Below are 12545 nucleotides of genomic sequence, written 5' to 3' on the forward strand. Positions count from 1 at the left end.
CGCCACCATTAGTTCGACCGCCGATTGGAACGGTTCCGAGACGATTACTTTTACCGCCGAAGACGAAGGTGGTTTAACGGTTGATGCCAGTGCGGACTTTATTGTCGGTGCCGATAATGATGCGCCAACAGTATCGAGTCCAGTGTCGGCTACTGAAAGCGAAGACGGAAGTAGCTTTAGTCTTAACTTATTAGCGAATGCTAGCGACAAAGATGTAGGCGATACACTTCTCGTTACTGGTTTGGTTCTTGTGAGTGGTGATGCGTCTGGTATCACTAGCAGTGCGAACGCGCTGAATGTGGATCCAAGTGCGTATAACGCTCTTGCTTCCGGTGAATCCGAAGTTATTACCTACAGCTATCAAATTTCAGACGGCAATGGTGGGCTTGTTGATCAGACGGCAACGATTACTATTGTTGGTGAAAATGATGGCCCTACAGTATCTGGGGATGTTGTACTCGCGTCGATTAATGAAGATCAATCAATAAGAATTACCGCGGAAGACCTGCTTGCCAATGTAAGTGATGCAGACGGTGACGCTTTGACGGTTACTGATTTATTGGTTAACAGCGGCGACGGGATAATTTTGCAAGATTCCGGAGACTGGATTTTCACACCTGAGGAAAATTGGAGCGGCCAAGTTCAGCTGTCATATTCGGTTAGTGATGGTAATGATGTAGTGAGTACGGCGGCTTCGTTAGCGGTATTACCAGTGCCTGATGGTGTCGTTCTAAATGATATGCAAGTAACGGCTACATCTAACACCTATACCCCAGTTACCTTTAGCGATGAAATTTTGGCTTTGTCTACAGAGCCACTGTTTAGCTTAGTAGCCAGTAATGTTCCTACAGATATTCAGTTTAATCGCGGTACCGACTTAGGCGGTGGTGAGTGGTCTTTTTCCGTTGATGATATTGAAAATTTGTACGTCGTTGCCGATGGAATACCCGTTACGTCCGCGATAGAATTTTCCGCTTCGGCGATGAATAACTATGAAGTTGCAGAAGAATATAACTTTGATGGTTCCACCCAAGGTTTTACTTATTCCGAAAGCCAAACGGCCTCTAGTGATCGTGGCGGCGTGTCGGGTACTCGGGCCGACATAAACGGCGGCAATCAGGGGATTTCGATTCAATTTAATGGTCCGAATGGGAACGGCAATCGCTACGACGACTTAATCGGTGAGTGGAGCAATAGCTTTTATAATTCTGGCGATGGAAATACTGTCGCCATTGCGTTTGATTTTGATGTTAATTCTGCCGGATTAGATTGGGGGGAGAATTTATATGTGTCGGTATCCCTCGGTGACCAGACGCAGTTGATGTATTCCTTCGAGCCTTGGATTGGCACATCTACACAGGATCCTTTCGTTGCTGTATTTGAGAATGTGAGCGGCGGAGCGCAAACGCTTACAATTACGGCAGAGATGACCAGTATTTCCCAGTCGTCTGAGTATGCAAGGGTCTATGTTGATAACCTGAGTGTAGTCGAACTGGGATACACCGTCGTTAATCAATCGGTAGATTTAGGTCCTGCGTACGTCGATGTTGGTTTTACCTACGCGCAAGTTGACACGAGCGAAACGGTCTCCCTTATAACTATTTCTAGTCTCCCAGACGGTTCGATTTTAACTGATGGGGTTAACTCCGTTACGGTTGATAGCAGTGGATTGGTTGATATTACTGGTTGGAATACTGCGTTACTTGAGCTGGCTGTAGCCGCAGGAGTAGATAGTACATTTGATGCAATTATTACAGTTGAATCTTTGGAATCGGATGGCGAGGCAATTGTAAATACCGCAACACTTACTGTAGATGTCGCAACCTTCGCGCCGGAGATTTCAACAACAGACGTTAGCCTAGTCGAAGTGGCTGAATCGGTAACTGTGTTGTTTTCTGGTGAAGAATACTCTGACGCGCAAGGGCAGTCTCCCGACAATGCTAATGGTATAGCCGCTGATAATTTCGTGTTATCAGCGCGTAGTGATGTGACGGTCACCTTCCTGCAGGAGGATGCTGGTTATTTAAATACATTGGGTTATTACGTGGTAGATGCCGATGGCTTTTTGTCTGGCTCGACGATTATTTGGGGCGAGGGCGAAGATGATGGCCCTGGTGCTCCATTGAGTGCCGGTGTGTCTGCAAGCTTTACCGATTTACCTGAAGGTCAGCTAGGGTTTTTCATGGCCCAGAATGCGTATGATTATTTCGCGACCGAAATTGATGCGGCTGCTGCGGGGAACGGCTTTATCCGTTTTGAAAATACAGCTGGTGATCTAGCCCACATCGATGATACTGGTGTTCAGCTTGTTTATTATTCTGCAGGTACTGAGGCTAACCCGAGTGGCGATCGTGTAGTGTTTGTTAATCCAACTGCAGACGCGGGAGGAGCGCTAGTCAATACATTTCATAGCCTAGCAGCAGGGTTAAATACCGACGGTATTTTACATGTTCGCTCTGGTATTGAGCCTGGCGATCCAACCACATTGCGTGTCGGTTTTGAAGACCTAGCTGCGAACGGTTTTTACAACCCCTACGGGCATACCAATCCCGACTGGGATTTCAACGACTTTGAGATTAACGTAAATATTGTTAATCATTATTCTAGTGCGGCGAGTGTAGCGGATGACTTAACCTTGTCCGACAATGGCGACAGCTTGCAGAGTGCGTTAGTGCAATTAGATGTTGGGCGTGCGGGGGATGTTCTTATTCTGGACGACGCCGCTATGTCACTAGCCGATAGCTACGGAATTAGTTATAGCTACGACTCTGCGACCAAAGCGTTAAGTTTTACGGGGGAGGCGTCGGTTACTGAATACCAGACAATTCTTCGCGAGATTAAAATCGCCAACGGCGATGAACTTGGCGATGCACCTCGCAGTGTTGATTTTATGGTCACGGATATCGACGGCCTTATCAGTGATACAGCCCGAGTTAACCTCAACCCTGATTCGACCTATGATTATAGCGGCGATGATTTCCTTGCTGGCGACTCAGGTGACAATATTTTGTTTGGTGGAGAAGGTGCAGACATTTTATTTGGGGCCGCTGGGAATGATCAGCTCGAAGGTGGCGGCGGTAGCGATCGATTCCTGTGGAATTCTGACAGCGTAGGCGATACCGACACGTTGCTCGATTTCGAAATGGGTATTGGCGGAGATATACTAGACCTTGCCGATTTACTTGATGGCGAGTCTGCTGATGCGTCTAGTCTCGACGCCTATTTCGACTTTAGTTCGGATGGCACCGATACCACAATTCGTATTGACTCTAGCGGTACTGGGGATGGCACTGATCTTACTCTTGTATTAACTGGCGTTGACTTAGCGCTACTTGGAGATGATCAAGCGATCTTGCAACAGCTACTCAACAATGGAAATATCTATACGGACTAGTTTCTGTGTGCGGTGATAAGGCGTTGGGTTTTTCGGCCTAGCGCCTTCGTCTCTCTACAAGGGGGAGGGCGACTAGGATTATATTCCGTTGCTAACCTCAAAATTCTCTCGTTGATAAATCACGCTTTTCTGTTGCGCCTCCAAATTTGCTACACTTCTCGCTCTACACAAACTTAAACTTTGTTCGATGTTGATTGTCCGAAATTGATAATCGACTAACGCTTAGTGGAAAGTGGAAAGTGGAAAGTGGAAAGTGGAAAGTGGAAAGTGGAAAGTGGAAAGTGGAAAGTGTTAGCCGAATACTGACTGTTAATAATCGAGAATACCCTTTTGAATTATAAATCGACTTTACAATATTTTGTCTGGCTACTCGTGTGTCTTTCGGGCAACTTTGTCGTTGCAGACGAAACGACTAAAACAAGCAGCCGCAGTCAGCCGCAAGATGAAATCGCCGATGTTAGCATCCAGGGGCGCTGGCTACCGGGGGCGCTACTTCGAGGGCAAACAGTGCCCGGTGCTAGTGTCGTTATGGGCAAGCAGAAAATATCGGTCGACCAGCAGGGTAAGTTTGTCTTTGGTCTTGGCCGCGATGTGACAGGAGTGGTTACTTTAGATATCAGCGCCGAGGGCTCAAAAACACAAAGTTTTAGTTTCCCCATCGAATCACGCCAGTACGATGTACAGCACATTGAAGGTGTTGCGCAAAAATATGTTAGCCCTGCAGAATCTGTTTTATCGCGAATAAAGAATGAAAACAGTCAGGTGTATCTCGCTCGGCAAGTCCACAGCGCACTCGATTACTATCAAGGTGAATTCATTTGGCCAGCTGCGGGCCCAGTTACAGGAGTCTATGGGAGTCAGCGGGTATTTAACGGCGTACCTAAACGGCCACACTATGGGTTAGATATTGGTGCACCTGTAGGTGAGCCCGTCGTTGCTCCGCTCGCCGGAAGGGTGAGCTTAGTTCATGCCGACATGTATTATTCTGGCGGTACATTGATAATTGACCATGGTGCAGGAGTTTCATCTACGTTTATTCACCTGAGTGAAATCCTCGTTAATGAGGGTGAGTTGGTTGAACAAGGGCAGGTGATCGCAAAAATTGGAGCGACTGGTCGTGCCACGGGTCCTCATTTAGATTGGCGAGTGAATTGGTTTCAAACTCGGCTAGACCCGCTACTTCTACTTCCCGCCAGACAGGTCAAATAGCGACCAGCCGTGAGTCAAGCTAGAGACACAATGACTGCTTAAGGTGTAACATTCGCACTTTTATGAAGATCGTATGTCGAGCTCTAAAACGCTCGGCGTCGCAAACCGAGATGTTTACAGTCATGATTGATCAAAAGCTACTTAGTATATTGGTGTGCCCCGTTAGCAAAGCTCCGCTGCAATATCATGAGCAGGGACAGGAATTGATCTGCGTTGCTAGTGCCTTGGCATATCCTATTCGCGACGGCATTCCCGTTATGTTGGAGTCTCAAGCGCGCAGTTTAACGCCAGACGAAAAAGAAGTATTTCGCAGCAAGCACTAGTCTTTAGCTAGATTAATCGGTCGCGAGGCGTGAGAAGGACGTACTTCGACTACTGCGCATTGTGAATATCGACCAACCGTCTAACGCCGTTAGATACAGATTAGTCTTTAGGGTTTTACCTAAAACGGGGGAAATATGCCAGAAGCGACAATTTTCAGTAAAATAATCGATGGCAGTATTCAAGCTGACATTCTCTATCAGGATGACCTCTGTATCTGTATAAAAGATATACAGCCTAAGGCGCCCACACACGTATTAGTTATTCCTCGTAAGCCAATTCCTCGTCTTGTGGATGCGAGCGTAGAAGACCAAGCGTTGCTCGGCCATCTAATGCTAAAAATTGGTGATATAGCGCGGACGCTTGGTATCGACGAAGCTTTTCGCGTTGTAATCAATAACGGCGCTAATGCTGGTCAAACGGTCTTTCATTTGCACCTTCATATATTGGGCAACAAAACCTTTAGCGAAGATGCACTCGGCATGAGCTAATAATCTTATGCGCAGTCCCCTGATTAAAATTTAAACCTAGAGTAAGTACAAATAGATATGAAGAGCGCTGAAATTCGAGAAGCTTTTTTAAAGTATTTCGCTAGCAAGGAGCATGAAATTGTTCCGAGCAGTTCACTCATTCCCGGTAACGATCCAACTCTGCTTTTTACCAATGCGGGTATGGTGCAGTTCAAAGACGTATTCTTGGGCTCCGATAAGCGCAGTTACTCGCGGGCGACAAGCTCCCAGCGCTGTGTGCGTGCCGGCGGTAAACACAACGATTTAGAAAACGTTGGCTATACCGCGAGACACCACACTTTTTTCGAAATGCTCGGGAATTTTAGCTTTGGCGATTATTTCAAACGTGATGCGATTGCATTTGCTTGGCAATTCTTAACTGAAGTTATGGGGTTGCCACCAGAGCGGCTTTGGGTGACGGTACATATTAGTGATGACGAAGCGGCCGATATTTGGTTAAAGGAAGTGGGCGTTAGTGCCGATCGGTTTTCTCGTTTAGATGAAGACAACTTTTGGCAAATGGGTGACACGGGGCCGTGTGGGCCCAGCTCTGAAATATTCTACGATCATGGCGCTGATGTTCCCGGTGGCCCACCCGGCAGCGAGAATGATGATTTAGATCGCTATATCGAAATTTGGAACTTGGTGTTTATGCAGTATGAACGCCAAGTGGACGGTACTCTTGTGCCTCTGCCTAAGCCTTCGGTCGATACCGGTATGGGATTAGAGCGCATCGCTGCGGTAATGCAGGGCGTGCACAGTAATTATGAAATTGATTTGTTCCAGGCGCTACTTGCAGCAGCCGCCAAGGCGACCCGTTGTAATGATCTCGAGCATAAATCGTTACGTGTTATTGCGGATCATATTCGCTCCTGCGCATTTTTAGTTTGTGATGGTGTGCTGCCTTCAAACGAAGGGCGAGGCTATGTATTACGCCGGATTATTCGTCGAGCCATCCGTCATGGACACAAGCTCGGTCAAACTAATAGCTTCTTTCATACGCTTGTTGCAGCATTAGCTGCGCAGATGGGAGACGCTTACCCAGAACTTAGGCAACTCCAGCCGCAAATTGTGAAAGTGTTATTAGCGGAAGAAGAACAGTTTGCAAAAACACTCGACAAAGGTATGTCGGTATTGGAAGAGCAGCTCGCGGGTTTAACGACGCGAGTCATTCCTGCGGAAGTGGTGTTTACCCTTTACGACACCTTCGGTTTTCCCGTTGATCTCACCAACGATATCGCCCGTGAGCGAGAGTTGAGCTTGGACATAGACGGCTACCAAGCGTTAATGGAAAAGCAAAAGCAACGAGCGCGTGCATCTGGCGCCTTTAAAGTGGATTACACCGCGAGCTTAAATCTCGAGGGCGCTACTGAATTCCAAGGTTATCAGTCATTGCTACACAAGGGCATCGTTACCGCGTTAGTAAAAGGGGAGGCGCCGGTTGATGTTCTTTCCGAGGGTGACGAGGGCGTATTAGTTTTGAACTCCACACCTTTTTATGCAGAGTCTGGTGGTCAAGCGGGTGATACTGGTTTTATCACCACTGAAACGGCAAAGTTTGAGGTTCGCGACTGTCAAAAGTCGGGCAATAACCATCTTCACATTGGCGTGATGCTACAGGGCTCAATTCGCCAGAGTGATACTGTGTCGGCACAAGTTGATGCCAGTGTTCGTGGCGCAACTGCACTGAATCACTCGGCTACGCATCTTATGCATGCGGCATTGCGGAAAGTACTTGGTGATCATGTAACCCAGAAAGGGTCATTGGTGGATTCGCACCGGCTGCGTTTTGACTTCTCACATTTTGAAGCTGTTACAGCAGAAGAATTAACTGAAATCGAACGCTTAGTTAATCAGGAAATTCGCCGTAATACCTCTGTGAGCACTGAACTGTGCGATATGGAATCCGCCAAAACGAAAGGCGCGATGATGCTGTTCGGCGAAAAATATGGCGACGAAGTTCGGGTATTGTCGATGGGCGACGGATTTTCCGTCGAACTTTGTGGTGGCACTCACGTCACGCGTACGGGTGATATTGGTTTGATGCGCATCGTTTCAGAATCTGGAGTTGCTGCTGGTGTTCGTCGTATCGAAGCGGTAACGGGTGAGCGAGCATTAGCTTTGATCGCGACCCAAGAGCAGGCTCTGATTGGTGCAGCTCGGTTATTAAAAGCGAGCCCTGACGGCTTAGTCGACAAACTAGAGCAGCTACTCGCGAATAATCGACAGCTGGAAAAAGACCTCGCCGCGCTCAAGTCAAAACTTGCAGCTGCCTCAGCCGGCGACTGGTTGCAAGAAGCCGAAGAAATTGCCGGTATAAAGTTATTGGTTAAGGTTCTTGATGGCGTCGATGCCAAATCATTGCGTGACACACTCGACCAGTTAAAAAATAAGCTCGGCACCTCCGCGATACTTTTAGCGACGGTGAGCGAAGGCAAGATATCGCTCGCGGCTGGGGTGAGTTCCGATGCGACTAAGCGGATTCGTGCCGGTGACATCGTTCAGTTTGTCGCGCCTTTAATCGGCGGCAAGGGTGGTGGGCGACCAGATATGGCTCAAGGTGGTGGCTCTGATGTGGATGCATTACCTGATGCAATGGTGAGTGTTAGTGCTTGGGTGAAAGAAAAGCTTGTAAGCACGAGCTAAAATTATTGAAATGCTAATAATTCCCACTAAAAAGTTATTTACATAGTTAACATTTGGGTTGATTTAGTGTTTAATTGGCGCCCCTAAATTGTGGGGCGTTTTTGCTATTTGCGAGGGTAAATTCAGCCAAATGAGCTTGTTCGTACAAAAATTCGGCGGCACTTCCGTAGGAACCACCGACAGAATCAAAGCAGTTGCCGAAAAGGTCGCTGGCTTTCGAGATAATGGCCACGACATTGTGGTTGTGGTGTCCGCTATGAGTGGCGAAACGAATCGCCTAATCGACTTAGCTAAGTCGATTCAAGATAGCCCAGACCCTAGAGAAATGGATGTCTTAGTCTCGACGGGTGAGCAGGTCACTATTGCCTTGTTGTGTATGGCGTTGAAAGAAAAAGGCTACGATGCGCGTTCGTATACCGGTGGTCAAGTACGAATTTTGACCGACGGCTCGCATATGAAAGCACGAATTCAAGAAATAGATGTCGACAATATGCGTGCAGATTTATCTGCTGGTCGTGTTGTCGTCGTTGCAGGTTTTCAGGGCGTTGATGATACTGGCAATATAACGACGCTAGGTCGTGGCGGCTCTGATACTACCGGTGTTGCTTTGGCCGCAGCCCTAAAAGCCGATGAGTGTCAGATTTACACAGATGTGGATGGTGTATATACCACTGACCCACGTGTTGTAGCAAAAGCAAAACGACTAGAGCGCATTACCTTCGAGGAAATGCTCGAGATGGCTAGCTTAGGATCGAAAGTCCTTCAGATTCGGTCGGTAGAGTTCGCAGGTAAATACAATGTTCCGCTGCGGGTTTTATCCAGCTTTGCTGATGGCCCTGGCACACTCATTACTCTTGACGAGGAAAACCAATCAATGGAACAGCCAGTTGTTTCAGGTATTGCATTTAATCGCGATGAAGCGAAAATTTCTATTCTAGGTGTGCCGGACGCGCCTGGTGTTGCGTCTAAAATATTGGCCCCAATCGGCGATGCAAACGTAGAAATAGATGTAATCGTACAGAATGTTGCGGCCGATAAAACGAATGATTTGACGTTTACCGTAAATCGTTCGGACGTCGCCAAGGCAAGGGCGGTGCTTGAAGTTGTTGCAAAAGAATTAGGCGCGCGCGAAGTTATTACCGACGCTAAGATTGTAAAGGTTTCAATCGTGGGCGTTGGCATGCGATCACATGCTGGCGTGGCTTCAACTATGTTTAAAGCGCTTGCCGCGGAAAATATTAATATCCAAATGATCACAACGTCAGAGATAAAGATATCGGTAATTATTGATGAGAGGTATCTCGAGCTGGCCGTGAGGGCTCTTCACACCGCCTTTGGTCTAGATGCGTAAGCGTTATACATCGAACAGCAAAAAGGGTACAATTGAGGAGTTCGGTGCCAAAGCGTGGGTTCGAGCTCACAAGTGGTAGTCAGTTGTACACAATGTAAAAAGTTGGCTGGTTTAAATCCTACTTCCGTGCTAAAACTGTATTCAGTTAGTATTGGAAGGTAATCTGGATTGGTTAAGATAACCGGCTGCGGAAGGTACCTATAACAGATTAAATTCCGCTGCAGTAAGCAGGATGAATTTAAGGAGATAAGTTAGATGTTGATTTTGACCCGCCGTATTGGTGAGACATTAATGGTTGGTGACGAAGTTACCGTTACCGTTCTTGGTGTTAAGGGGAATCAGGTTCGAATTGGTGTTAATGCGCCAAAAGAGATTGCTGTACACAGAGAAGAGATTTATCAGCGTATTCAACGCGAGAAACAAGAGCAGTCTGAACCAGGCAACAGCTAGCTACTGCGGGCTTCGTCAGCCTCAAAACCAAAGTGATTCGACATACTTTGGTTTTTTTTAATAAATTTTCGCTCTAACCCTTTGATTTTTTTTGATGTATTGCTATTATCGCGTCCCCCGAGCAGAGAGCTGCAAAGGGAGATCAAAGAGCTGGTTGAATAAGTGATTGATCGTTAGGTTGCCAATTGTAGTAACGGTAACTTACAAGTTTTTCGGAGAGGTGGCCGAGTGGCCGAAGGCGCTCCCCTGCTAAGGGAGTATACCCTAAACCGGTATCGAGGGTTCAAATCCCTCCCTCTCCGCCATATTCAAAAAAACCCCGCCTAGAGCGGGGTTTTTTTGTTTCTGCTGTTTTTTCTGTTTAGTATGGATACTCAGCCGATTTCGTCGGATGGGACATATAAAACGGGATATACGCTTAAAGCTACTCTTCCAAAGACGCTAAACTGAATTATCAGCACTTAAACATCTGATTTTAAAAGGATGTCAGGTATTTGTCGGGTGCATGTCTGGTTAATGTCGTAGTAATGACGTGGTTCGTCCAGCAATTTCATCTTCTAATTAGTCGGGAAAGCACAGCAATGGCAAAAAGCATGATAAGGGAACTTAGGTTGGAGCGAGCTTGGTCTCAGGAGCAGTTGGCTGAGGTTGCAGGGGTCAGTATTCGCACCGTTCAGCGTGCAGAAAATGGCACAGTTCCAGGGCTAGAAACCTTAAAAGCTTTAGCTGCAGTGTTTGAAATGGACGTTGAGTCGTTGCGGAAAGTAGCTTTTGCTACAAGCGCGCAAGAGGCCTCAGCTGACAACGACAATCAGCAAGCTGAAACAGAGGAATTCTCTATGAATACGGAACAGGCAGAATCTATATCGAACGGTGCTCTAGATTCAGAATACCTTCGCCCAAACACTCCTGCAGCAAAAGCCGAGTTCTTGCGCTTTAGCGCTCACCTACTCTTGGTGTTGGTAACGCTGGTCATTATCAATTGGGCGTCGACCCCTGATTTTTGGTGGGCTAAGTGGCCTGCATTGGGTATTGCTTTGGCAATCTTGTGGCGTGCGGGCGATGCATTTGGCATAACGCCTAGAGAGCCATCACATGAATACCGAGGAACACGCTCTCCTATAGATACGCTACAGACCATAGGCGATGCTTTTGACGGCAGTTGCTCTGATAAGATTAAAGCGGCTCAGAACGCCGACCAGAGCGCAGAAGATGTGAAGCGTGAGTTCTATAGGTTTGCGATACAGATGGGCTTAACCCTAGTAACCTTGGTCGTGATCAATGTTGCGTCGTCGCCTGAGTATCTGTGGGTGAAATGGCCCGCGATTGGAATTGTTCTTGCTGTGGCCTGGCGCGCTGCTGACACCTTTGGGTTAAATCAACCTCGACGCTAGCTCGACAGCGCGCAGCTAGCGCGCCAATAGTCTGAGCGTTAAAGGATGACGCGCAGTTCAGACATCAAAATCGCTTCCTGATCCAAGAACTGCCGTGAGCGGCGAATTTCGGGGAGCAGCTCTAGGTCGGCGAAATCACAGCCGACCTCGTCTGGATCCTTCTGGCGCTCTTTCCCCGCCGCAGTATAGTTGTGGCCCTTGCCGTCGCGAATCCTGTCTAGCATCGGCAGGTATCCCGCCTTCCAAGCTTCTGTATGAGGGAAGACCTCACGTAAGGCTTTAAGAATACTGAAGCCAGCAAAATCCATATCTCCCCAGAACCGAGGTTTGATGTGGGACTCCAAATCAGGGTTGAACCACCAGTCCTCAAAGGTTTCTAGTGCCTCAGTTTCATGGGAGTCGCTGTGATAGCTAAAGGCTACGTTGCCGGCGTTGCGGATACGGCTCGCGCTGCCTCGAAAGCCGCCGCTGTATACGAGAGTAAGGCCGGGAACATCGCGTTTTATAAGTGCTAAGAAGGTGTCTTGGTTTTCAACAAACAGTACCCGTTCGATTCGATCGGAAAGATGCACTGCCATCAAAATAGGCCGTGGGGCTAGGTTGTAGCTGGAGCTTGGGAATATTGCTCGGACCAGGTCTTCTCGGTGATCGAGAAACTTGGAGTCTCCCCAAAAGCAGCGTGCCGAGAGTTGTCTAAGGCTTATAGGTCGCTGCAGCTCATCGCCAATGCGGGAAAAGCCCTTTACGATAACTTCCGCGCCTATGTCGCCAGCACGAAACAGCGTTTCACTTAAGGTTTGGCCGCCATCTTCAAATTTACTGGCTAATTTGGCTACGGTGTTCTGCCAGACTAGCGCATAGGGGTCGATAGCGGGGCGGTTGAGCCAATCGCGCACCAGATCCTCTTTGTCTGGATTAAAGTAAACTTGGGCGTTTTCGTAGGGTTCTTGGCCGGGTCGGTCGCGAGTGAGGCGAATCGAGATGATGTGGAATTCTTTGTCAAGCGCCTTTACCAGTGCCCAGAGATACTTAACATCTTCGGTTTGAAAATTGAACAGTTCGGGGACAGTCTTCTTGGTTAGCTTCAGGGAAGGCTTGGTGCCATTTTCTGCCTTAGTAATGAACGTATCGAGGAGTTGCATGATCATCGGCTCCTCGTCCAGCCAGCGCGGTCTGGTTTCACTCATTGGGGGTTTCTCCATGCCTCGGGGTGAATTAGCCATTTTGGCCTATGCTACAACCCGAACTCCCTTCCTGTATAGCCAAGGCTA

Annotated in this window: 9 protein-coding genes and 1 tRNA gene; 9 read left to right on the plus strand and 1 reads right to left on the minus strand. The window is 47.8% G+C overall.

Annotation, left to right across the window (positions count from 1 at the left end):
* The 9 genes from IDZ20_RS06665 to IDZ20_RS06705 form a co-directional block, all read left to right on the plus strand.
* On the plus strand, window positions 1-3394 hold a 3394-nt coding region (locus IDZ20_RS06665; protein WP_188150651.1), incomplete at its 5' end, for a cadherin-like domain-containing protein.
* Between the two features lie 330 nt (window positions 3395-3724).
* A complete protein-coding gene (locus IDZ20_RS06670; protein WP_245792167.1) occupies window positions 3725-4603 on the plus strand; it encodes a M23 family metallopeptidase in 879 nt (292 codons plus the stop codon).
* 122 nt (window positions 4604-4725) lie between these two features.
* Window positions 4726-4926: a Trm112 family protein gene (locus IDZ20_RS06675; protein ID WP_188150652.1), complete on the plus strand. Its 201-nt coding sequence runs from the start codon at window positions 4726-4728 to the stop codon at window positions 4924-4926.
* Window positions 4927-5061: 135 nt separating this feature from the next.
* On the plus strand, window positions 5062-5415 hold the full coding sequence (locus IDZ20_RS06680; protein WP_188150653.1) for a histidine triad nucleotide-binding protein: 354 nt from the start codon (window positions 5062-5064) through the stop codon (window positions 5413-5415).
* 57 nt (window positions 5416-5472) lie between these two features.
* Window positions 5473-8079, plus strand: a complete 2607-nt coding sequence (gene alaS, locus IDZ20_RS06685; protein ID WP_188150654.1) for an alanine--tRNA ligase — start codon at window positions 5473-5475, stop codon at window positions 8077-8079.
* A 130-nt stretch (window positions 8080-8209) separates the two neighbouring features.
* Window positions 8210-9430: an aspartate kinase gene (locus IDZ20_RS06690; protein WP_188150655.1), complete on the plus strand. Its 1221-nt coding sequence runs from the start codon at window positions 8210-8212 to the stop codon at window positions 9428-9430.
* Window positions 9431-9685: 255 nt separating this feature from the next.
* On the plus strand, window positions 9686-9880 hold the full coding sequence (gene csrA, locus IDZ20_RS06695) for a carbon storage regulator CsrA (RefSeq protein ID WP_188150656.1): 195 nt from the start codon (window positions 9686-9688) through the stop codon (window positions 9878-9880).
* 214 nt (window positions 9881-10094) lie between these two features.
* Window positions 10095-10185: transfer RNA gene (locus IDZ20_RS06700), tRNA-Ser, on the plus strand.
* 288 nt (window positions 10186-10473) lie between these two features.
* Window positions 10474-11274, plus strand: coding sequence for a helix-turn-helix domain-containing protein (locus tag IDZ20_RS06705; RefSeq protein ID WP_245792168.1), 801 nt, complete (start codon window positions 10474-10476; stop codon window positions 11272-11274).
* 38 nt (window positions 11275-11312) lie between these two features.
* Here IDZ20_RS06705 and IDZ20_RS06710 read toward each other — a convergent pair whose 3' ends face one another.
* Complete coding sequence (locus tag IDZ20_RS06710; RefSeq protein WP_245792169.1) at window positions 11313-12461, minus strand: Wadjet anti-phage system protein JetD domain-containing protein; 1149 nt, start codon at window positions 12459-12461, stop codon at window positions 11313-11315.
* Window positions 12462-12545 lie beyond the last annotated feature (84 nt).

Origin of the sequence: Teredinibacter waterburyi, from assembly GCF_001922985.1 — a bacterium.
Lineage (GTDB): Bacteria > Pseudomonadota > Gammaproteobacteria > Pseudomonadales > Cellvibrionaceae > Teredinibacter > Teredinibacter waterburyi.